This window comes from Pseudomonas halotolerans (assembly GCF_039581215.1).
In the GTDB taxonomy this organism is placed as follows: Bacteria; Pseudomonadota; Gammaproteobacteria; order Pseudomonadales; family Pseudomonadaceae; genus Aquipseudomonas; species Aquipseudomonas tehranensis.
This window is the reverse complement of record NZ_JBCNTJ010000005.1, coordinates 117,381-139,224: the sequence shown is the minus strand read 5'-3', so window position 1 is coordinate 139,224 and position 21,844 is coordinate 117,381. Positions and strand designations below refer to the sequence as shown.

At 60.8% G+C, this 21,844-nt stretch carries 23 protein-coding genes; 7 read left to right on the top strand and 16 right to left on the bottom strand.

The window, feature by feature from the left end:
* Positions 1-51: 51 nt before the first annotated feature.
* Genes gmhB through glyQ form a run of 3 tightly spaced genes read right to left on the bottom strand, consistent with a single transcriptional unit; the run spans position 52 to position 3,600 of the window.
* Positions 52-591: a D-glycero-beta-D-manno-heptose 1,7-bisphosphate 7-phosphatase gene (gmhB, locus tag AAIS01_RS09400; RefSeq protein ID WP_343468853.1), complete on the bottom strand. Its 540-nt coding sequence runs from the start codon at positions 589-591 to the stop codon at positions 52-54.
* A 4-nt stretch (positions 592-595) separates the two neighbouring features.
* Entirely contained in the window at positions 596-2,650 is a 2,055-nt protein-coding gene (gene glyS / locus AAIS01_RS09395) for a glycine--tRNA ligase subunit beta (protein ID WP_343468749.1), read from the bottom strand.
* Positions 2,647-3,600 (bottom strand): glycine--tRNA ligase subunit alpha, encoded by a 954-nt coding sequence (gene glyQ / locus AAIS01_RS09390; protein WP_003177094.1) that lies wholly within the window; start codon positions 3,598-3,600, stop codon positions 2,647-2,649. The genes glyS and glyQ overlap by 4 nt, the downstream gene beginning before the upstream one ends.
* A gap of 81 nt (positions 3,601-3,681) precedes the next feature.
* On the opposite strand from glyQ, the gene AAIS01_RS09385 reads away from it, so the two are divergent.
* The 4 genes from AAIS01_RS09385 to AAIS01_RS09370 all read left to right on the top strand — a co-directional run bounded on the left by AAIS01_RS09385 (position 3,682) and on the right by AAIS01_RS09370 (position 6,738).
* Positions 3,682-4,239: a DNA-3-methyladenine glycosylase I gene (locus AAIS01_RS09385; protein WP_343468748.1), complete on the top strand. Its 558-nt coding sequence runs from the start codon at positions 3,682-3,684 to the stop codon at positions 4,237-4,239.
* A 42-nt stretch (positions 4,240-4,281) separates the two neighbouring features.
* Positions 4,282-5,169 carry a lysophospholipid acyltransferase gene (locus AAIS01_RS09380; RefSeq protein ID WP_343468747.1) on the top strand — a complete coding sequence of 296 codons (888 nt, stop codon included), beginning with the start codon at positions 4,282-4,284 and terminating at the stop codon, positions 5,167-5,169.
* A gap of 437 nt (positions 5,170-5,606) precedes the next feature.
* Positions 5,607-5,960, top strand: coding sequence for a VOC family protein (locus tag AAIS01_RS09375; protein WP_343468746.1), 354 nt, complete (start codon positions 5,607-5,609; stop codon positions 5,958-5,960).
* Between the two features lie 232 nt (positions 5,961-6,192).
* On the top strand, positions 6,193-6,738 hold the full coding sequence (locus AAIS01_RS09370) for a hypothetical protein (protein ID WP_343468745.1): 546 nt from the start codon (positions 6,193-6,195) through the stop codon (positions 6,736-6,738).
* 44 nt (positions 6,739-6,782) lie between these two features.
* Here the strand turns inward: AAIS01_RS09370 and AAIS01_RS09365 are convergent, their stop codons facing one another.
* A complete protein-coding gene (locus tag AAIS01_RS09365) occupies positions 6,783-7,418 on the bottom strand; it encodes a hypothetical protein (protein WP_343468744.1) in 636 nt (211 codons plus the stop codon).
* Positions 7,419-7,623: 205 nt separating this feature from the next.
* Between AAIS01_RS09365 and AAIS01_RS09360 the strand changes: the two genes are divergently transcribed.
* On the top strand, positions 7,624-8,412 hold the full coding sequence (locus AAIS01_RS09360) for an SDR family NAD(P)-dependent oxidoreductase (protein ID WP_343468743.1): 789 nt from the start codon (positions 7,624-7,626) through the stop codon (positions 8,410-8,412).
* 117 nt (positions 8,413-8,529) lie between these two features.
* On the opposite strand, the gene AAIS01_RS09355 is transcribed toward AAIS01_RS09360, so the two are convergent.
* The 4 genes from AAIS01_RS09355 to AAIS01_RS09340 all read right to left on the bottom strand — a co-directional run bounded on the left by AAIS01_RS09355 (position 8,530) and on the right by AAIS01_RS09340 (position 11,761).
* Complete coding sequence (locus tag AAIS01_RS09355; protein ID WP_343468742.1) at positions 8,530-9,015, bottom strand: phage infection protein; 486 nt, start codon at positions 9,013-9,015, stop codon at positions 8,530-8,532.
* Between the two features lie 31 nt (positions 9,016-9,046).
* Positions 9,047-9,466, bottom strand: coding sequence for an organic hydroperoxide resistance protein (locus AAIS01_RS09350; protein ID WP_030139009.1), 420 nt, complete (start codon positions 9,464-9,466; stop codon positions 9,047-9,049).
* Between the two features lie 420 nt (positions 9,467-9,886).
* On the bottom strand, positions 9,887-11,011 hold the full coding sequence (locus tag AAIS01_RS09345) for a GGDEF domain-containing protein (RefSeq protein WP_343468741.1): 1,125 nt from the start codon (positions 11,009-11,011) through the stop codon (positions 9,887-9,889).
* 186 nt (positions 11,012-11,197) lie between these two features.
* Positions 11,198-11,761, bottom strand: coding sequence for a TetR/AcrR family transcriptional regulator (locus AAIS01_RS09340; protein ID WP_343468740.1), 564 nt, complete (start codon positions 11,759-11,761; stop codon positions 11,198-11,200).
* Positions 11,762-11,912: 151 nt separating this feature from the next.
* On the opposite strand from AAIS01_RS09340, the gene AAIS01_RS09335 reads away from it, so the two are divergent.
* Positions 11,913-12,608 carry a glutathione S-transferase gene (locus AAIS01_RS09335; RefSeq protein WP_431191919.1) on the top strand — a complete coding sequence of 232 codons (696 nt, stop codon included), beginning with the start codon at positions 11,913-11,915 and terminating at the stop codon, positions 12,606-12,608.
* A 229-nt stretch (positions 12,609-12,837) separates the two neighbouring features.
* Here the strand turns inward: AAIS01_RS09335 and AAIS01_RS09330 are convergent, their stop codons facing one another.
* The 8 genes from AAIS01_RS09330 to AAIS01_RS09295 form a co-directional block, all read right to left on the bottom strand.
* The gene (locus AAIS01_RS09330) at positions 12,838-13,215 is read right to left on the bottom strand and encodes a lysozyme inhibitor LprI family protein (protein WP_343468739.1); all 378 of its coding nucleotides are present in this window, start codon (positions 13,213-13,215) and stop codon (positions 12,838-12,840) included.
* 184 nt (positions 13,216-13,399) lie between these two features.
* Positions 13,400-13,969, bottom strand: a complete 570-nt coding sequence (locus AAIS01_RS09325) for an HD domain-containing protein (protein ID WP_343468738.1) — start codon at positions 13,967-13,969, stop codon at positions 13,400-13,402.
* Positions 13,966-15,123, bottom strand: coding sequence for a TIGR03364 family FAD-dependent oxidoreductase (locus AAIS01_RS09320; RefSeq protein ID WP_343468737.1), 1,158 nt, complete (start codon positions 15,121-15,123; stop codon positions 13,966-13,968). Before AAIS01_RS09320 ends, AAIS01_RS09325 begins: the two co-directional genes overlap by 4 nt.
* Before the next feature lie 146 nt (positions 15,124-15,269).
* Positions 15,270-16,289, bottom strand: a complete 1,020-nt coding sequence (locus tag AAIS01_RS09315) for a putative 2-aminoethylphosphonate ABC transporter substrate-binding protein (protein ID WP_343468736.1) — start codon at positions 16,287-16,289, stop codon at positions 15,270-15,272.
* Positions 16,290-16,333: 44 nt separating this feature from the next.
* Entirely contained in the window at positions 16,334-17,161 is an 828-nt protein-coding gene (phnX, locus tag AAIS01_RS09310; RefSeq protein ID WP_343468735.1) for a phosphonoacetaldehyde hydrolase, read from the bottom strand.
* 17 nt (positions 17,162-17,178) lie between these two features.
* The gene (locus AAIS01_RS09305) at positions 17,179-18,888 is read right to left on the bottom strand and encodes a putative 2-aminoethylphosphonate ABC transporter permease subunit (RefSeq protein WP_343468734.1); all 1,710 of its coding nucleotides are present in this window, start codon (positions 18,886-18,888) and stop codon (positions 17,179-17,181) included.
* Positions 18,888-19,928, bottom strand: a complete 1,041-nt coding sequence (locus AAIS01_RS09300; protein ID WP_343468733.1) for a putative 2-aminoethylphosphonate ABC transporter ATP-binding protein — start codon at positions 19,926-19,928, stop codon at positions 18,888-18,890. Before AAIS01_RS09300 ends, AAIS01_RS09305 begins: the two co-directional genes overlap by 1 nt.
* Before the next feature lie 140 nt (positions 19,929-20,068).
* Positions 20,069-20,935, bottom strand: coding sequence for a LysR family transcriptional regulator (locus AAIS01_RS09295; RefSeq protein WP_343468732.1), 867 nt, complete (start codon positions 20,933-20,935; stop codon positions 20,069-20,071).
* Between the two features lie 511 nt (positions 20,936-21,446).
* Here AAIS01_RS09295 and AAIS01_RS09290 point away from each other — a divergent pair.
* Positions 21,447-21,806, top strand: coding sequence for a DUF6124 family protein (locus tag AAIS01_RS09290; RefSeq protein WP_343468731.1), 360 nt, complete (start codon positions 21,447-21,449; stop codon positions 21,804-21,806).
* Positions 21,807-21,844: the final 38 nt, after the last annotated feature.

Genomic DNA, 21,844 nt, shown 5'->3' with positions numbered 1-21,844 from the left:
GCCTGTTGAAGCGCTTCCCGAACAGTCCTTGATCAGGATGTCTTGGGAGCTCTAATTGTGGATAAGTTCAGCGGCAATCGCCGCCAAGTCTTCAAAAATCAAGGTGCCCACCGGCAGGGTCTTGCCCAGAGTCTTTTCGCCTTTCCCGGTCTTTACTAAAACTGGCTGACAATCGACGGCCTTGGCCGCCTCCAGGTCACCGAGGCTGTCGCCGACGAACCACACACCCGCCAGCGCTACGTCGTAATACGCGGCGATGGTTTTCAACAGGCCGGGCTTCGGCTTGCGGCAATCGCAACCTTCGTCCGGCCCGTGTGGGCAATAGACAATCAGCCCGACTTCCCCGCCCTGCTCGGCCACCAATTCGCGCAAGCGCTCATGCATGGCCTCAAGGACCGCCAAGTCGTAGTAACCGCGGGCAATGCCCGACTGGTTGGTGGCAACCGCCACCGTCCAGCCGGCCTTGCTCAACTGCGCAATGGCTTCGATCGAACCGGGGAGTGGCAACCACTCCTCCACCGATTTGATGTAAGCGTCGGAGTCGTGATTGATCACTCCGTCCCGATCGAGAATCAGCAGTTTCAACAGCAGCCCCTCAACCCAGCATGGAAATGTCGGCAATATTGAGGAACAGGCCCCGCAGGCGGGCCAGCAGTGCATAGCGATTCTTGCGCACGTCCTCGTTGTCCGCATTCACCATCACGGCTTCAAAGAACGCATCGACAGGATCGCGCAGTGCTGCCAGGCGTGCCAGCGCTTCGGCATACTCGCGCTTTTCCATAAGCGGTTGCACAGACGTAGACGCCTGCTGGATAGCCGAGTTGAGAGAGAACTCCACGGCGTTATCAAAGTAACGTGCCTCAGGTACGCTGAAAATGGTCGGCTCGACCTTGCTCAACAGATTCGACACCCGCTTGTTCACCGCCGCCAGGGCTGCCGCTTCCGGCAATTGGCGGAAAGCCTGCACCGCTTGTACGCGCTGGTCGAAGTCCAGGGCCGAACCCGGCTTCAGGGCGCGTACCGATAGGTAGGTGGCCACATCGACGCCTTCGTCTTCATAACGCGCACGCAGGCGGTCGAAGATGAATTCCAGCACCGCATCGGCCAAGCCGGCAGATTTGACCTTGCTGCCGAACGCGTTGACGGCGAATGCCACGGCGTCGTTCAGGTCCAGATCCAGTTTCTTGTCGATCAGGATTCGCAGCACGCCCAACGCCGCACGACGCAGGGCGTAAGGGTCTTTGCTGCCGGTGGGCAGCATGCCAATGCCGAAGATGCCCACCAGGGTGTCGAGCTTGTCGGCAATGGCCACGGCCGCACCGGTCAGGGTGGTCGGTAGCTCTGCACCGGCACCGCGCGGCATGTACTGCTCGTTCAGCGCCAGGGCCACGTCTTGCGGCTCGCCGTCGTTGAGGGCGTAGTAGTAACCGGCGACACCTTGCATCTCCGGGAACTCACCAACCATTTCGGTGGACAGGTCGCACTTGGACAGGATACCGGCCCGCGCCGCGCGCTGAGCGTCGCCGCCGATGCGTGGAGCGATGAAGGCGGCCAGTTTCGACACGCGCTCGGCCTTGTCGTAGACGCTGCCAAGTTTTTCCTGGAACACCACGTTCTGCAGGCGTTCGTTGAAGCTTTCCAGAGGCTGTTTCTTGTCTTGCTTGAAGAAGAACTCGGCGTCGGTCAGGCGCGGACGAACGACTTTTTCGTTACCGGCGATGATCTGCTGTGGGTCCTTGCTTTCGATGTTGGCCACCGTGATGAAGCGCGGCAGCAACTTGCCTTCGGCGTCGAGCAGGCAGAAGTATTTCTGGTTGTCCTGCATGGTGGTGATCAGCGCTTCCTGGGGCACTTCAAGGAAACGTTCCTCGAACGAGCACACCAGCGGCACTGGCCATTCCACCAGCGCGGTCACTTCGTCCAACAGGTTTGGCGGCACGATGGCGGTGCCTTCCTGCTGGGTGGCCAGCTCTTCGGTGCGCTTGCTGATCAGTTCGCGGCGCTCGTTGGCGTCGGCCAACACGTAGGCCGCACGCAGGTCGGCCAGGTAGTTGGCCGGCGAGGTGATGCGCACGCTCTGCGGATGATGGAAGCGATGGCCGCGGGAATCGCGACCGGCCTTCTGCGCCAGAATCGTGCAATCGATGACCTGATCACCTAGCAGCATCACCAACCATTGGGTCGGACGCACGAACTCTTCCTTGCGCGCGGCCCAGCGCATGCGCTTGGGAATCGGCAAGTCATTGAGGGAGTCTTCAACGATGGTCGGCAACAGGCTGACGGTCGGCTTGCCCTTGATGCTCTGGCTGTAGCGCAGCTTCGGCCCGCTCTGGTCGATTTCGCTCAGGTCCACGCCACACTTCTTGGCGAAACCCAGCGCGGCCTGGGTCGGATTGCCGTCGGCATCGAACGCGGCCTGGCGTGGCGGGCCGTCGAGGTTGATGCTGCGGTCCGGCTGCTGCGTCGACAGGGCGGTGATCAGCACGGCCAGACGACGTGGCGCGGCGTAGACATGCTTGGCTTCGAAGTTCAGGCCAGCGGCTTGCAGGCCTTTTTCGATACCGGCCAGGAATGCATCGGCCAGGGTGTTCAGGGCTTTGGGTGGCAGTTCTTCGGTGCCCAGTTCAACCAGAAAATCTTGAGCACTCATTGTGCAGCCTCCAGCTTAGCCAACACTTCATCACGCAGATCCGGGGTCGCCATCGGGAAGCCCAGCTTGGCACGGGCCAGCAGGTAGGCTTGCGCAACGGAACGCGCCAGGGTGCGCACACGCAGGATGTATTGCTGGCGCGCGGTCACGGAAATTGCCCGGCGTGCATCCAGCAGGTTGAAGGTATGGGACGCCTTCAACACCATTTCGTAGCTCGGCAACGGCAGCGGCTGGTCCAGTTCGATCAGGCGCTTGGCTTCGCTTTCATAGAAATCGAACAGTTCGAACAGCTTCTCGACGTTGGCGTGTTCGAAGTTGTAGGTCGATTGCTCCACTTCGTTCTGGTGGAACACGTCGCCATAAGTCACCTTGCCGAACGGGCCGTCAGCCCACACCAGGTCGTAGACCGAATCCACACCTTGCAGGTACATGGCCAGGCGTTCCAGGCCGTAGGTGATTTCGCCGGTGACCGGGTAGCACTCGATGCCGCCGGCCTGCTGGAAGTAAGTGAACTGAGTCACTTCCATGCCGTTGAGCCAAACTTCCCAACCCAGGCCCCAAGCGCCCAGGGTTGGTGATTCCCAGTTGTCTTCAACGAAACGAATGTCGTGCACCAGCGGGTCGAGGCCGACGTGCTTGAGCGAGCCCAGGTACAGCTCCTGGAAGTTTTCCGGGTTCGGTTTCAGCACCACCTGGAACTGGTAGTAGTGCTGCAGACGGTTCGGGTTTTCGCCGTAGCGGCCGTCAGTCGGGCGGCGGCTGGGCTGCACATAAGCGGCGTTCCAGGTTTCCGGGCCGATGGCACGCAGAAACGTGGCAGTGTGGAAAGTGCCGGCGCCTACTTCCATATCGTAGGGCTGAAGTACCACGCAACCTTGCTCGGCCCAGTATTGCTGGAGGGCGAGGATCAAGTCTTGGAAGGTACGCACGGCTGGCGTAGGCTGGCTCACGAAATTCACCTGTTTCTTGGGCTGCGATTTAAAGAGCGGGAGTATACCCGATTCGTTCGTGCGCACGCCCCCTGGAGCCTTATGCCACGCTGCTTTTGGTGTTCTGACGATCCGTTGTACATGGCTTATCACGATCAGGAGTGGGGCACGCCGCTGCGCGATGCGCAGGGTTTGTTCGAGTTGCTTTTGCTCGAAGGGTTCCAGGCCGGGCTGTCCTGGATCACCGTTTTGCGCAAACGCGAGCGCTACCGGCAAGTGCTGTTCGGCTTTGACGTACAGCGGGTGGCGCAGATGAGCGATGCCGAGATCGAGGACCTGATGCTCGACCCCGGTATCATCCGCAACCGCCTCAAGCTCAAGGCCGCCCGCCGCAACGCCCAGGCCTGGCTGGCCCTGGAGGATCCGGTGGCGTTCCTCTGGTCGTTCGTGGGCGACAAGCCGGTCATCAACCACTTCAAGGACCGCTCCGAAGTGCCGGCCATCACGCCCCAGGCCATCGCCATGAGCAAGGGCCTGAAAAAAGCCGGGTTCACCTTCGTCGGGCCGACCATTTGTTACGCCTTGATGCAGGCCTCGGGCATGGTCATGGACCACACTCAGGACTGCGACCGTTACGCCGAGCTGGCAAACGGTGGTTAGAATAGCCGCCTCGCAACACGCCCATGAATTCAGGAGTGACCTGTGGATAAGTTGAAAGGCGCCTTGCTGGTCGGCGCTCTGCGGTTGTTTGCCCTACTGCCCTGGCGCGCGGTGCAGGCATCGGGTTCGGCCATTGGCTGGCTCATGTGGAAGCTGCCCAACCGCTCCCGCGACGTGGTGCGGATCAACCTCGCCAAGTGTTTTCCGGAGATGGACCCGGCCGAGCGCGAGCGCCTGGTGGGCCAGAGCCTCAAGGACATCGGCAAATCCCTGACCGAAAGCGCCTGCGCCTGGATCTGGCCGGCCCAGCGCTCCATCGACCTGGTGCGGGAAGTCGAAGGCCTGGATGTATTGAAAGAAGCGCTGGCCTCCGGCAAAGGCGTGGTCGGCATCACCAGCCACCTGGGCAACTGGGAAGTGCTCAACCACTTCTATTGCAGCCAGTGCAAACCGATCATTTTCTACCGCCCGCCCAAGCTCAAGGCGGTGGATGAACTGCTGCAAAAACAGCGGGTACAGTTGGGCAACAAAGTCGCGGCCTCCACCAAGGAAGGCATCCTCAGCGTCATCAAAGAGGTCCGCAAGGGCGGCCAGGTGGGCATCCCCGCCGACCCGGAACCGTCCGAATCCGCCGGTATTTTCGTGCCCTTCTTCGCCACCCAGGCCCTGACCAGCAAGTTCGTACCCAACATGCTCGCCGGAGGCAAAGCCGTCGGCGTCTTCCTCCACGCCCTGCGTCTGCCCGACGGCTCCGGCTACAAAGTCATCCTCGAAGCGGCGCCAGACGCCATGTACAGCACCGACACCGAAACCTCCTGCGCCGCCATGAGCCAAGTGGTGGAGCGCTACGTACGGGCCTACCCGAGCCAGTACATGTGGAGCATGAAACGCTTCAAGAAACGTCCGCCGGGCGAGGCGCGGTGGTATTGAAGGCTTGTTGCTTCATATGAGCGACACAGGATTTGTGGTGAATGCAGGATCTGGGACCAAAAACCCACGTGGGGGCCGAGCTTGCTCGCGATGACGGCAGCACATGCAACATCAATGCAAGCACACCCACCGCTATCGCGAGCAAGCTCAGCTCCCACAGGGATTTGTGATGGATGCGATGTTTGTGAACAACCCGGAAAAACTGTGGGAGCGAGCCTGCTCGCGATTGCGCCCAGACGGCGGCCGCTGAATCAACCGACTCCCTCTCCTGTGGCGAGGGGATTTATCCCCGCTGGGCTGCGCAGCAGTCCCAACCAAGGGTTCGTTTTATCTAACGGACTGTCACCGCAACCGTCGTTGAAGTTGCGAAAAGTTTTGAAGTTTTGAAAGCCGAATGCCCTAAGCTTGCTTCTTCCCAATCAGCCAAGGACGCGTCAATGAGCATTCGAGGTAAAGACCGCCAGATCGATAACATCGAGTTCAATGTCAGCGACATCGCCCGAAGTAAAGCCTTCTATGCAAGCGCATTCGGCTGGAGTTTCGTCGACTACGGCCCGACCTACACCGAATTCAGCGACGGTCGCCTGACCGGTGGCTTCACGACCGGTGAACCTGTACGCCCGGGTGGCCCGTTGATCATCCTGTACGCCGATGACCTTGAGCGTACCCAACTCAGGCTCGAAGCCGCAGGGGCGGCCATCAGCCGTGACGTGTTCGCTTTCCCAGGTGGCCGACGTTTCCACTTTATCGATCCGGACGGCTATGAATTGGCGGTGTGGTCGGCTTCCTGATGGCTGAGCAAAAACGTCAAGCGAGGATCCACCTTCGAGGGTGTCACCGCCACGATCTCGGCGTGCACGACATCTTCCGCCACGAATGGATCGCTGCCGATCCGATCCTCAAGCTGGGCTAGCGTGGCCCCACTCGCCAACCCCATTTCCCACCGCAGCACTTGTAACCCTTGATGGCTAAAGGCTATCTTCCGATAATCCCTCCCCTCAAAAAAGCACATAAGGATTTGCTGTGAAGAAGCTCTACCTGGCTCTACCGGTCTGCGCACTGCTGCTCCAAGGTTGCGGCGTGACCATGACCCGTTATGAACCCAATTTTCAGAACGTTCAGCAGCTCAAGCAAAATGAGCCCATGCAGTACCTGCGCGAAGCACAGGTGAACGCTGATTCAGGCCAAGGGTCGTTGATGGTGCGCTTGAACCCGATTTCTTCGCCCGTGGGCAGCGTTCCATTGCACATCCAGGCAGCCATCAACGATGAACTCCGTCAGGCTGGCCTGCTGGACCCTCGTGCTGATCGGCAGCTGCAGGTTCAATTGATCAAGAGCCAGCTCACCGCAGGCATGAGCAGCGGTCACGGCGAACTGGCTGCACGCTTTACGCTGCGCAAAGGTGATCAGGTTTTATACGAAACCACTAAAGATGTGCAGCGTGATTGGGACAGCAGTTTCTTCGGTCCGATCGCCATTCCGGCTGCCGCGAACAACTACAACCCTATGGTGCAGGACCTGCTCAAGAGCTTGTACAGCGACCCACAGTTCACTCAAGCATTGAAGTGATAAAAAAAAAAAGAGCCGCGATTGCGGCTCTTTTTTTATCGGTGTCAGCCCCGTGGAATGTGGGCGTCGACAGCGGAGTATTTCATGCGGTTATTGTCGACCCAGTTTTTCAGCAGCGCATTGACCTGCCGGTTGAAGGTGTCGGTGATGGCGGCCTTGGGTGTATTACCTGCTAGCGGCAGGAACCAGATGCCCATCCACGTATTGACCGCATCATGATTGCTGGCCTTGTCCAACGCTTGACCATGATCGTCCAGGGTTTCCAGGCTCATGCTGTACTGGTCGGTTGCCAACGCAGGGATGATCGTGAACGTGAAGCCACTGATGAACGCCAGGACCATTTGCCCACCGCCTGGCGCATGGTTGTACACCTTCAATCGAAGGCTGTAGTCACCTGGTTGCTTCTGGAACTCGTCGAAAACCACGCGTCCAAAGAGCCCTGATTCATCGAAGGTTCGTTTCAGCTCGGGCTTGAGCATGTCACGAGCTTGCGGTACCTCGGTGGCCTTGGCATTGTCGGGTTCGCCCTGATAGAAATCGAAGTCGACATAGACGTTCGGCTTGTTCGAGTAACTGGCCATTGAAGGCATATTTACGGGTGCTACTTCATCTTTGGTGAAACTGGCGCATCCACTGAGGCTCAAGGCCAAGGTAAGGCCTATGGCTTTTCCGAATTGCATATCAACTTCCTTGCGTAATTTTCAACAGGCCGCTCACGGAGGAGCACGAATTCTAGCGGGACCCGTTTGAAATCAAAAGGCCATCATGCCAATAGCCTGCATCCATTGCCTCCAAGCACGATAAAGAGAAAAGTAATTGTTCTCAAAAATAACCAGCCAGGAATACCCCACACCCCCCTGATTCACTAATCAAGGAGTCACGCTCATGAAAATCGACTTCACCGGACGCCACGTCTTAGTCACCGGCTCCACCAGCGGTATCGGCTTTGCCACAGCCAAAGGCTTCCTGGAAGCCGGCGCCCACGTGGTCATCAATGGCCGCAGCGAGAGCAGCGTGGAGGACGCGTTGCAGCGGTTGGGTGACCTTGCTTCAAAGGCCGCTGGCTTTGTGGGTGACCTTAGTCATGAGGCTGGCTGCCGGGCATTGATCGCCAAACACCCAAGCTTCGATATCGTCATCAACAACTTGGGCATTTTCAAACAGGAAGATTTTTTCGAAACATCGGACAGCGAATGGCAGCGCTTCTTCGAAACCAACGTGATGTCGGGCGTACGTGTCTCCAGGGCTTACGCGCCGGGCATGGTCGAGCGTGGTTGGGGGCGGATTGTGTTTATCTCGTCGGAATCGGGCCTGAATATTCCGGCCGACATGATCCACTATGGCTTCACCAAAACCGCCCAACTGTCCATTGCTCGCGGCCTGGCCAAGCGCCTCGCCGGCACGGGTGTCACGGTGAACTCAGTGTTACCGGGGCCGACGCTTTCCGAAGGGGTTGCCCAGATGCTCCAGGCAGACGTCGAGCGCAGCGGGGACAGCCTGGAAAAGGTCGCAGCAGATTTCGTCAATCAGCACCGCAGCACCTCGATTATTCAGCGCGCCGCGCGCGTCGAGGAGGTTGCCAACATGATCATCTATGTCAGTTCGGAGCAGGCTTCGGCCACCACGGGTGCGGCGCTGCGGGTCGATGGTGGCGTGGTGGACAGCATCGTTTAGGATCCCGCGACACGGTGCAAAAAAACGCCGCTTCCTCATGAGAGATAAGCGGCGTTTTTTGTTTTGGAAGCAACATGGGTTGATTCGACCGGCTTTCGGAGCGGTGATGGGGATTGTTCAGCCCACTCTGTTTTCCATCAGGCGATCCGAGCCGCCTTCAGCGACACGGTTTTCGATCAAGCGATCCGAGCCGCCTTCGGCCACGCGGTTTTCGATCAGGCGATCCGAGCCGCCTTCAGCGACACGGTTTTCGATCAGGCGATCCGAGCCGCCTTCAGCTACGCGGTTTTCGATCAGGCGATCCGAACCGCCTTCGGCTACGCGGTTTTCGATCAGGCGATCCGAGCCGCCTTCGGCTACGCGGTTTTCGATCAGGCGATCCGAACCGCCTTCGGCTACGCGGTTTTCGATCAAGCGATCCGAGCCGCCTTCAGCTACGCGGTTTTCGATCAAGCGATCCGAGCCGCCTTCGGCCACGCGGTTTTCGATCAGGCGATCCGAACCACCCTCAGCGAGCGTAGGTTGAACAAAAGAAGTCGCGAACGCATTGCCGAGGGACAGTGCCAGAAGCGAGCCAACGAGAGTTTTGCTGAGAGTGTTCATGTCCTGATCCTTTTATTCGTGTTTGAGTGAGTTAGACGGTGACGTGCAAACGGACGTCGACGTTGCCACGTGTTGCGTTGGAGTACGGGCAAACCTGGTGAGCCGCGTCGACCAGCGCTTGAGCATCGGCTTGATCCAGACCTGGCAGGCTGATGTGCAGGTCGATGTCCAGACCGAAACCGCCAGGAATCTGGCCGATGCCAACGTGTGCCGTGATCGAGGCGTCAGCAGGAATGCTGCGTTTGCTCTGGCTGGCGACAAACTTCAGTGCGCCGATGAAGCAGGCCGAGTAGCCGGCTGCGAACAGTTGCTCAGGATTAGTGGCTTCACCGCCGGCACCACCCAAGGCTTTTGGCGTGGCCAGTTTCACGTCGAGAATCTTGTCGCTGGAAACAGCACGGCCATCACGGCCACCGGTGGAGGTTGCGACTGCGGTATAGAGAACGTTCATGGTGTTTCCTCTCTTGCTGTTAGGTTTGATCGATTTTGATTTGCGCTAAATGTTTGTGCGCTAACCAGTTGCGATAAAGTTAACGGACAAATAGTTAGCGCGCAAGATAAATTTTTAAGAATTTATCAGCTTTGACTTAACCATTTGATATTAAAAGAGATTTATTTCTAAGGAGGCGCAGTGCCGCCAGCTTAGGTGGGCCCGAGGTGAGCAAAGGGGAAGGAGGTGCTAGGGGGTATCAGCGGGGCCAGCCCAATTGCAGGCCTTCGGAGAGAGGGGTTCAAAGCGCAAGGATGGTCTTCTGGATCGTTTCCACGCTTGCGTGGGAATGCCGCCAGGGACGCTCCGCGTTCCGCTTCTGGAAGGAGACGCAGAGCGTGGACACGATCAATTCCGATCGATGAGGCAAAACCAACCCGACTAAGCAACAGCCACTCGGTTGCGCCCCAACGCCTTCGCCCGATACAGGGCCTTATCCGCATCGTTCATCAAGCTGTGAAGATCCTTTTTACAGGCCTCCGTAGACGCGACGCCGAGGCTGGCTGATATGCATTGAACAGGTTCGATCATCAGACCCGCAATCGTATCAATGAGCTGTTCTGCAATCTGGGTGGCGACCTCAATAGACGTATCCGGCAGCAAAATGGCGAACTCTTCCCCACCCAGCCGGCCGTGAATGTCCGTCGCCCGAAACGACGAACTGATGACCACCCCCATCTCGCGCAAAACCTGATCCCCGACCTGATGGCCGTAGGTGTCGTTGATGCGCTTGAAGTGATCCATGTCCAACATGACGGCGCACAACCCTACTCGGTTGGCCTTACATTCGTCATAAAGCTGCTGGGCATGCTCGAAAAAAGCCCGCCGACTCTTCAGGCCGGTCAGTTCATCGGTTTGGGCGGCACGGGTTGAAATGCTGTTTGCCTGTTCCATTTCACGTGTGAGTCGAAAAGCGGTTTCCAGTGCCTGGGCCATTTTGTGTGTAGCGCGGGCCGCAAATGCTGCGAACACCAAAATCGACAGGGCGATGCCCACTTGAATCGGCGACGGTTGAAACAGCAGCCAGGCGGTGCATGGCAATAGAACCAGACCAATGGAGACCAGGGTCATGTCGCGATAGGCGGAGTAGCAAGACACCGCGCTGACGGACATCCCGACGGTAAAGAGCATGACCAGTGCCTGCGACAAAAGATCGTCCGCCGGCATGACAACGAATGCGCCGCCTCCCCAAATGCTGGCGGACAACACGAGCGTGATCCAGTATTTGCGCTCCCAGCGTTCAGGCGTGCGCTCACTTTCGTCGCTGCGAACATAGGCAACAAACAACCCGATGCGCAGCAGCGTCGATGCGGTCAGGATGGCCAGCCAGCCAAAGATGACGCTGTGTTCAAAACGGTCCCAGCACAACCAACACAGCATGATGGCTGCGAGATAGCTCCCGAACACCGCCGAAACGGATTGGCGAAACAGTTGCTGCAGTCGGTCAGTTCGCACCTGCTCGGCTATGAAGAAATCCTGGTCACTCCGTGATCCTGAGCCATGCATGTGATCCACCTGATCGTGATGCAGCTTAAAAAGCGATTGTGGCACCCTGCCACCAACGCAAACAACTGAATTACACCCACGGCCCCAATTGAACCAAAACCCCGTGGCGAGGGAGCTTGCTCCCGCTGGGCTGCGAAGCAGCTCTAACCATTCCTACAGACAACTCGTATCATCTTCTTTACAAGATCAGGCGGGAATCAATCCTGCTTCTCGGTAGCTCAAGATCAGATCATCGAACAGACCAACATCCGCCCGAGTTCGCGCGATTAACTGAGCACCCGCAACAGCGGTGTAAATGGCGCGGGCGCGGCGTTCGCATTCTTCTGCCCTGCCTGCTTCAGCCTCTGCCAACAGCTGGGCGAGCCATGTCACGTTAACGTCCGCAAAAGTCCTTATCTCCCGTGACACCTCCTCGGGAAGGTCTTCGTATTCCGCTGCCATGAAGCTGGACAGACAAAGCTTGTTGCCGTCTTCAAGCGACTTTCGAAAAATGGAGGGGTACAGCTGCAAGCACTCCTTCGGATCGGAATTGGCGGCACGTATCTCTTCAAGCATGCGCAGCGCGTCCTGCCAGTAGCGTTCAGCAACCGCCGCAGCCAGGCCCGCCTTGCTCGGAAAGTGGTAGTAGATGCTGGCGTTCTTGATACCCACCTGGTCGGCAATGCTACGGAAATTGATTCCACTGTAACCGTGCAGCTGCGCAGCGGATCTGGCCGCCGCCAGGATGGCTTCTCGAGCATTTTCGTTCACGTTGCCACCTCGCTTCGAGTGTTCCACTCATTCATGCGCCCGGATTCTACTCTCTGATGAGCTTACCTGCCAATTGTCAGGTAGGGGCTTGACAGTACCACGGCCTCGCCTCAGTCTTTACCTACCAATTGACAGGTAGGTGCACAAAATCATGACTTCTTCCCGGCAGCGCATTGATGTTCCCACTCATCCCACGATGAAAATCTACGATTGGTTCAACGGTCCTTACCCCGCCCGAGTGCGCATTGCCCTGGCGGAAAAAGGCTTGTTACCAAACATCGAATTTGTATCGGTGAATCTCTGGACCGGTGAACACAAGAAACCTGAGTTCCTGGCCATCAATTACTCCGGGACCCTGCCCGTACTGGAGCTGAACGATGGGACGCGGATCGCGGAGTGCACGGCGATTACCCAATATCTGGATAGCCTGGACGGTCATCCGACGCTGACGGGCGAAACGCCTGTTGAAAAAGGCATCATCCATATGATGACCAAGCGTGCCGAGATCGAGTTTCTCGATGCCGTCAGCGTGTACTTCCACCATGCCACGCCTGGCCTCGGCCCAGATGTCGAGCTGTACCAGAATGCTGAGTGGGGCGTCAGGATGGGCGATAAGGCGATCAGAGGCATGCGCTATTTCGACAACCTTCTCAAAGACCAGCCCTTTGTGGCGGGTGACAAGTTTTCGATGGCCGACATTGCGGTACTGGGGGGGATGATCTTCGCCTCGCTGGTGAAGCTCCCCGTTCCTGATGAGTGTGCTGCATTGCGAGCCTGGCACGCCAGGATGCAAGAGCGCCCTAGCGTCGAGACATGGCGTGCCATGGTCGAACGTGACGCTGCGTAGCACTGATAGTGACTCCAGCGCCAGCATGAAAAAGGGGCAAGGGCTAATGCCAGCCAGTTAAGGATCAAACGACACAAACCTGTGGGAGCAAAGCTTGCTCGCGATGGCGGCAGCCCCGTCAACGCGTTGTCGACTGGCTCACCCCAATCGCGAGCAAGCTTTGCTCCCACAGGTTTGGGGCTTAACTGACTGGCATTAGGGCAAGCCCAACGCGCTCATTGTTTACGGGTTACTCGACTTGCGACAGCTTGGCGTCGTCGCAACCGGCAGCACGGCACTCGCGCTCGACAGCTTTGAGTATGACGATACGCGCCTCGGTCTTCTCATTGGCACAGTCCAGGTAGAGCAGGCCATCGTTGGAACAGGCGTTGTCACGAATCTTGATCCACTGGATTTGAGCGGCTTTCACCTTTTTCTTTTGATCCGGGGTCAGGGCACTCATGGTCTTCTTGTATTGATCATTGATTTCCTGATCCGACTGAACCATTTTCAGCGACGCGCAATAGGTCCTGTCATAAGCGTTTCTAGGGTTATCGCAACTCATCGCAGATGCCGATGCTGATGCCATTGCCAGCAATGCCCCAACCCACAAAGACTTGATCACCATTTCTCTCCCTGAATGCCCTCTATTCATTAGAGGTCGCGGCGGGGAATTTATCATGGGGGTTGTTGAACAATGAAGCAGATCCTAGGGGGCATTCGGCCCGAACAAGGGGCAAATGCTGATAGGGGGTCGGGAGCAAGAAGCAGGAAGCATCGCTATTGTTGACCGACCTGCGCCTGAGGAGCTCTCAAGGTATCGCAGCCTGGTGAACACGTATCGCAAGCTGTTCCAAATCGCTGAGATCGGTTGACGGTCTCCCGGCGACCTTGGCTGCCTCGTCCCAGCGGCGCAAACGCAGGCTGTCGGCAAACAATGGGTCGGCCTCGAAGGCCTCCGCTTCACGGGGCGTCATCGGCCCACCCTGCCAGTCAAGGGTCTGCCGGCTGGCCTCACTCAACCCCGCCAGATAAGCCGGATCGCGCCAGCTCAGGTAACGCTTGGCGTCTACATGCCGCGCCACCAACCCCGCCAGGCGCTGGGAGAAGCCCAACCCCCGCAGCCAGTTTGCGCCCACCCGCTCATGACCTCGACGGCCCAGGCCGGCCATTGAATTTTCCGCCGTCAGCGGCGCACAGAAGTGCCCGACATCATGGCAGAAAGCGGCCAGCACCAGCTCCTCATCCGCCCCTTCGTCACGCGCCAGTTCGGCGGCCTGGACCATGTGTTCGAGCTGGCTGAGCGCCTCGCCGATGTAGTCCGCCTGCGCCTGCTGGCGGCACAGGGCAAACAGCCCGGCCACCGCCTGCCCCGCCCTCATGCGACGCACGCCTGCGACCATTCTTCTTCGCCGAGCAACGCCGCCAGGCTGCGCTCGCCGAGGCCGAGGCCGACGCTCATGCCCAGGCCGGTGTGCATCAGTACGGCGCTGACGCCTGTCCCGGCTTGCACCACGCTGAACGGGCCGGGTCCGCGCGAGCCGTATACGCCCTGCCAGCGTTCCAGCACCTGCAGCTTGCCGTCCAGGGTGTGCTCGGCCAGCGCCAGCATGAGGTCGTCCACGCCCTCGGCATTGAACGGCGAGGCGTCGCTGCCGTAGTCGTGGGAATCGCCGATGATCAGCTCGCCATAGGGCGTCGGGCTGACCAGCAGGTGGATGCCGTGGATTTCCAGTTCTGGCTGCTCGTGGCGGATCTGCGCGCGGATGGCTTCGGCTTCCGGCAGATCGGCGAAGGCGCCGTAATGCACGCAGCTGAGGCCGGTAAGCACCGCATGTTGCAGGTCCAGCGGCTGTTGCAGGCGGGCGCGCAGCATCTGCAAGCGACACACCGAAGGCTGGAGCGCGGCCAGCGGCTCGGCCAGCAACGTCTGATAATCGTGTCCGGAGCAGACCACGATGTGCCTGGCGCTGAAACTTCCGGCGCTGGTCAGGGCGCTACCTGGCTCGACGTCACGCACCAGGGTGGAGAAGTGGAACTGCACGCCCAACCCGCGCAGGTATTCGACGATCTGTGGCAGCGCCTCACGGGAATACAGCTGCTGGTCGTCGAGGCCATGCAGGGCGGCGCGATGGTGGGCGAAACGTCCGCCGTACAGTCCATGCAGGGCTGCGCCGCGCAGTAGCTCGACGCGGTAGCCCTGTTCACGGGCGCGGCCCGCGCAGAAGGCTTCGAGCAAGGCTTCTTCGGCTTCGCTACGTGCAAACAGCAGTGAGCCCTGTTGCTTGAGCTGCAGGCCGGCGGCCTGGCCCAGCTCGGCCCACAGGCCGCGGGATTGGCGGGCCAGCTCGAGCATGACGCCGGGTGCCTGGCCAGTGACCAGGGCCTGGCCGAAGTTGCGGATGGAGGCGCCGAGCGGCGTGTGGCTGCGCTCGAACACACGTACCTTGAGGCCGCGCTTGGCGCCGGCCCAGGCATGGGCGAGGCCGAGCATGCCGGCACCGACGATCAACAGATCGCAGTCGTGCTGACTCATGGGGAAACTCCTGGAACGAAAAAGGTGGCCGCCAACGCAGCCGGATGAATCAACGTGCAGCAACGATGGGCAGAACCCCTCTGACAAGGCTGGCGTGTGCTGAAGCAAACCCGCGTTGCACTGTCAGCAGGGTTCTGCCGGCCATGTCACTGGGCTACAGGTTCGGACTTGCCGTCGTAGCGCTTGCGCCATTCAGCGAGGATCTTGTCGCGGTTCTCCGAGGCCCAGGCGAAGTCGTTCTTGATCAGGCGCTGCTCGTAGTCAGCGGGCAGTTCCTGGAAGCGCTCGGCGATGCCCGGCTGGGCCAGCACGGCGAAATTCGCCTTGTATAGGTCCATGGCCTCGCGGCTGGCGGAGAAGTCGGCGAGCTTCTTCGCCGCTTCCAGCTGCTCGGTGCCCTTGATGATGCCGGTGGCCTCGATCTCCCAGCCCAGGCCTTCCTTCGGCAGGACGATGTCCAGCGGCGCCCCCTTGCGCTTGAGCTGCACTGCCGGGTACTCGAAAGAGATGCCAATGGGGAACTCGCCAGCGGCGGCCAGCTTGCACGGCTTGGAACCGGAATGGGTGTACTGGCCGATGTTTTGGTGCAGCTTGTCCATGTAGGCCCAGCCCTGCGGCTCGCCGAAGGTCTGCAGCCAGGCGCTGACGTCGAGGTAGCCGGTGCCGGACGAAGCCGGGTTGGGCATGACGATCTTGCCCTTGTACACCGGGTTGGTCAGGTCTTCCCACTTGGTCGGCTTGGGCAGGCCCTGCTTCTCGGCCTCGATGGTGTTGAAGCAGATGGTCGCGGCCCACACGTCCATGCCGACCCAGGCCGGCGGGTTGGCGGCGTCGCGGTAGTTGGCGCCGATCTTGTCCAGGTTGGCCGGGGCGTAGGCTTCGAGCATGCCCTGCTGCTTGAGTACAGCCAGGCTCGAGCCGGCCAGCCCCCACACCACATCGGCCTGCGGGCGATCCTTCTCGGCCAGCAGCTTGGCGGTGACGATGCCGGTGGAGTCGCGTACCCACTTGATCTCGATATCCGGGTGGAGCTTTTCGAAGGCGGCCTTGTAGGCGGCCAGCTGTTCCACTTCGAGGGCGGTGTACACGGTCAGCTCGGTGTTGGCCTGGGCCTGCATGGCGCAAGCGGCGAGCAGGCCGGCGGCCAGAGCGGTACGTTTGAACATGAAGAGCTCCTTGGTTGGCATTGCGTGGCGTTGGTTATTCGAATTCAGTTGGCTTGCGGGCTCTCGCCCCGGGCCAGGCGAGCGTTGATGGCGTCGATCACCGACGGCAGTTCGGCGAGGGTGTCGATCAGGTAATGTGGCCGGCTCGGCGCGAACAGCGCGTCGATGCGCGTGCGCTCGGCCTCGCGCTGCGCGGGCGTCAGGGCCTGGTACTGCGCCCAGTCAAGGCCCAGGAAGTTGCCGGAGAAGCGCAGCGCCACGGTCCACATGCCGGCGCTGCGGCCTTCGAGGATGCCCGGCTCGGTGTCGTCGACCTTGACGCAGGCGGCCACATCGTCGAGGCCGAGGGCGATGACGTTGGCCAGCGCCTGGGCCGGGCTCGGCCGGCCCTTGGGCACCTCGTCGGTGGCCACCACGTGGTCTGGGCGGTATCCGTTGGCGGCGGCCAGCTCGACCACTTTGTCCATCACCTGTTTGGGATAGCCGGAGCAACTGCCGAGCTTGAGCCCGCGCTCGCGCAGCGCGGCGATACACGCCAGGGCGCCGGGGATCAGCGCCGAGTGCTCGCCGACCTTGGCGATCTGCAACGGCATGAAGCGCTCATAAATCGCCGTCACATCTTCGTCGCTCGGCAGACGGCCGAAGCGGCGTTGGTAGCGCTCGGCAATCGCCGGCAGGTTGCACAGGGCGCGGATGTGGTCCCACTTGCCCATGCCCATCGGCCCACGCGCTTCGTCCAGGCTGATCTCGACGTCGAAACTGGCGAAGGCCTCGACGAAGATGCGGGTCGGCGCGAAGGAGCCGAAATCGACCACGGTGCCGGCCCAGTCGAGAATGGCGGCGTGCAGGCGGTCGGGGTGTTGGTAGTGCATGGCAGTCTCCAGGGTAATCAATGGCCGGCGGCCGTGCGCCAGGCTTGGGCCCGACGCAGCACGCCGCGTGAGGCCCCCGCCAGCAGCAGCGAAACCGCGGCCGAGGTGAGCAGGATCAGGGTGGACATGGCGGCGGCGCCGCCGACATTGCCGGCGTCGTCCATGTTCAGCACGGCGATGGCGGCGAGCAGGCTGTCCGGGCTGTAGAGGAAGATCACCGCCGACACCGTGGTCATCGCCGAGACGAACAGATAGCGCAGGATGTCGAGCAACGCCGGCAGGCAGATCGGCAGGGTGACGCGCAAAAAGTGGCGCAGCAGTGGCACCTTCAGCGACAGCGCGGCGGCCTCGAACTCGCCATCGAGCTGGCGCAGCGCAGCGCTGGCGGTCAACTGCGCGGTAGTCAGGAAGTGCGCGATGGTACACGCCACCAGCAGGGTCAGGCTGCCATACAGACCGTGCAGCGGATTGCCCGGCAGGTTGAAGAAAAACACGTAGCCCAGGCCCAGTACCAGCCCCGGCACCGCCATCGGCACGAAGCTGAGCAGGCGCAGGGCCTGGGTCAGCGGGCTCTGCCGGGTCTTTTCCAGCAGGTAGGCGCCGGTGAAGGTCAGCAGGCTGCCGAACACGGCCGTGCAGCTGGCCAGCATCAGACTGTTGCGGTACACCTGCCAGCCGCCGGGCAGTTCGGAAAAAACGTAGTGGTGCAGCGACAGCGACAGGTCATAGGGCCAGAACTTGACCAGCGACGAGTACATCGCCATGCCGAACACGCCGAGCAGCGCCGCGCAGATCAGCAGCACCACGGCGAGAAAGGCCAGGTCGCGGCGGCGCGACGGTTGCGGGTGGTAAACCTGGGCTCGGCCGCTCATTGCCTCGCGCTGACGACGGCGCAACCACAGGTCGACGGCGAAGCTCAACAGCGCCGGCAGCAGCAGGACCATGCCGATCAGCGCGCCGCGGCCGAACTGCTGCTGCCCGACCACTGCTTTGTAGGCCTCCAGCGCCAGCACCTGATAATCGCCGCCGACCACCATCGGCACGCCGAAATCGGTGATGCACAGGGTGAACACCAGGCAGAAGGCCGCGAACACGCCCTGTCGGCTGCCTGGCCAAGTGATGCTGCAAAATGCCCGCCACGGTGACGCGCCCATGCTCGAGGCGGCGTCGAACAGGCGCGCATCGGCCAGGGCCAGAGCCGAAAGCAACACCATCAGCGCATGGGGGAAGGTGTAGATGGCTTCGCCGATGACGATGCCCCAGAAGCCATAGATATTGTCCGTGAGCAGGTGCCGGAGCGCGCCCTGGTTGCCGAACAGGTAGATCAGCGCAATGCCCGGCAATATCGACGGTGCCAGCAACGGTAGCAGGGAAATGCCGCGCCACAGGCCCTTGGCCGGCACGCAGGTACGCTGCAGCGCATAGGCGAAGGCGTAGGCCAGCGGCACGACAATGGCGGCCACGGTCAGCGAGACCGCCAGACTGTTGCCCAGCAGCCAGCGGAAGTTGGCACTGGTGAACAGCTCGGCCGCCGCCGTCAGCCCACCGCCCTGCCCGGGTTCGCTGGCGAAGCCGCGCCAAAGCATGGCCAGTAGCGGCAGCAGCACGGCGAGCACCAGCAACACCAACAGCAACCACTGGCCACCGTGAACGAATATCCGGTCGGCCAGGTCGGCAGGCAGGCGCCGCGCGCCGGCCTGGGGCTTGCTCAGCAACACCTGCTCCATCAGACGAACACCTGCAGGCTGCGCGGCGGCAGGGCCACCCAGATATGCGAGGCGGCCAGGCGCGGCATGGCGTCCGGCGCCAGCTCGGCAAGCAGGGCATGCCCCGGCAGGGCGTCCAGCTCGAAACTCAGGCGGCAGCGATTGCCAAGGAAGGTGATCTCACGCATCTGTGCGCTGAACAGGTTGTCTTCGTGTACCGGCGGGTTGACCACCACCGCCTCGGGGCGGCAAAACAGGCGACCGCGTTCAGCCGGGCGGACGCCGTGCAGACGCAGGCTCAGTTCGCCAACCCGGGCGTGCTCGCCGTCGCGCTCGTAGGGCAGCCAGTTGCCCTGGCCGACGAACTCGGCGACGAAAGGTGTGGCGGGCGCGCGATAAATCTCCTGGGGCGCGGCGTACTGCTCGACCCGGCCGTGATTGATCACCGCGATACGGTCGGCCATGAGCATGGCCTCGTCCTGATTGTGGGTGACCATCACGGTGGTGATACCCAGGCTCTTCTGTAATCGGCGCAGCTCACCGCACAGGTGTTCGCGCACGCGAGCGTCGAGGGCCGACATCGGTTCGTCCAGCAGCAGTAGTTGGGGCGCCGGCGCCAGGGCTCGGGCCAGGGCCACGCGCTGTTGCTGGCCGCCGGAGAGCTGGCCGGGATATTTCTGCTCGCTGCCCTTGAGGTCGACCAGCTCGAGCATCTCGGCGATCCGCCCACGGATCGTCTCGCGGCTGTTGCCGGCCAGGCCGTAACCGATGTTCTGGGCCACCGTGAGGTTGGGAAACAACGCGTAGGATTGGAACAGAATGCCGTAGTCGCGGGCCTGCGGTGGCAGCGTGGAGACATCCCGGTCGCCAAAGAAGATCTTGCCGCCGTCCTGGCGCTCCAGCCCGGCGATGCAGCGCAGCAGCGTGGTCTTGCCGCAGCCCGAGGGGCCGAGCAGGCACACCAGCTCACCGGCAGAGACGTCCAGCGACACGCCATCCAGCGCCTGAAAGGCACCGAAGGCCTTGTGGATGTCGCGCAGTTGCAAGCTGACCGTAGCCATGGCGGAACCTCGTCGGTGGAATACGAGGCCCATCTTGGACACGGGGTGCTAAGGCTTTATGGCAATTGGGCAAAAGCTGCTGATAGTGGCATCGGTGGATTTATGTAGTGCTTTCACCCAAAAGGCGAGCGCGAGGCACCCTACGAGGTGCTCGCGGCTTCCCGCGCCAACGCCAGAAAGACCGCCGGCAGGCGCGCGCTGCGGCGCTCCTTGAGGCAGTAGAGGTATTCGGCAATCAGCGGTGCCCCTTCCAGCTCGATCACCCGCAACTCGGTACTGGTCGGCACTTCGTGGCGGGCGATGATGCTGATGCCGATATTGCGCAGCACCGCTTCACGAATCGACTCGCGGCTGCCAATCTCCAGTAACGAGCCGAGCGCCACGCCGGCGTCGCGCAGCAACTGCTCGGTGAGCACGCGAGTGGTCGAACCTTTCTCGCGCATCAACAGGCAGTGCCCGGCCAGGGCCGCGAGCGGCACACGCTCCCGCGCGGCCAGTGGATGACTACGGTGTACGGCCAACACCAGTGGATCGTGGCCCAATAGCAGGCGAGTCAGCCGCGGGTCCTCGACCAACAGCGAGGAAGCGGCAAGGTCGACGCGGTAGTCCTCCAATGCCTCGATCACCTGCTGAGAGTTACCGATCTCCAGCGTCACCTCGCACTGCGGCAGTTGCTCGCGAAAGCGCCGTACCAGGTCGAGCATGTAATAAGGCGCAGTGGCGCCGATGCGCAGGGCGCCTTGTACCTGACCGCAGTTGCGCAAAAAGAACTCGATATCGGCCTCCTGCTGCAGCAACTGCTGCACCATGGGCAGCAGGCGCACGCCTTCATCGCTCAGGGTCAGACGTCGACCCCCACGGTAAAACAGCTCGACGCCGTACTGCCCTTCGAGGTTGCGGATTTGCGTGGTGACCGTGGGCTGGCTGAGGCCGAGCTTCTTCGCCGCCTGGGTGATGCTGCCCAGTCGGGCGACCATGTGGAAGGATTTCAGCTCGGCGAAGGACATGATGGATACGGCTCTCGGTGCGTGAGCAAACGTTACAGCTTGGACGTGACAGGACGTCAGTAAATCATGACGGGCAGATCGACTTGCAGCGTTTTGTGATGCGTTACAACAACGTCAGGTGCCATAGCGAAAACCGACCCTCTGGCTCCGAATTTCAAGGTAAAACGCAGCCTTGTTTATTCCGCCACAGCCACCCTTCCATCAAGCTACGAATCCTTGCGCCATTGCCTACAACTACGCCAGAATCCGCCCGCTTGTGCGCCTTGACCATGGATTCTAATGTTTTCCTGCCACTGCCCATCAGTGGTCGGGTTTAGTAGCCCGTTGGTATTTAGTAAGGTGCAAGGCTCCTATCAGTCAGGTATTTCCATGCCTGTATTTGATGGCGGCTGTGCGCAGGGCGCCCTCGGGCGCGCCGGCTTGCTAAGTCCCCGGTCTACTAACCTGCGTACAGCTGCCACCCCTTGTTTAGTAGCTAGAGGGTTGCGGCGTCACTTACAGGACTTAGTACATGTTCAAGCCTACCCCGAATCCGCCAGAGGCGGACCAAGCTTCCCCGCGAACCAAATCCAACGCCAAGAAACACGATGAAGCGACTAATCGCGCCTTGGATTATTACCTGCGACCCAAACCAGAAAAGTCCGAAGAGGCGTCCCAACCGGGCCAGCTCTTCACCGTCGCAAAAAACGCCGACAACGAATGCCTGCTAGCCAACCTCAGCGAAACCCTGGCGGCAGCCGATGCGATGGTCAGCAACCTGGCCTTCGACCTGGAAGGCCCGCGCCGTCACATCCTCCTCGGCGTCCAGCAACTGATAGAGTTGAGTTCATTGCTGGCGAATCGGGTGTTGGATAACGTTGATCCGCGATAGCCCGTGATCTTGCGGGTCTTTCCGTGACGCCGCATATT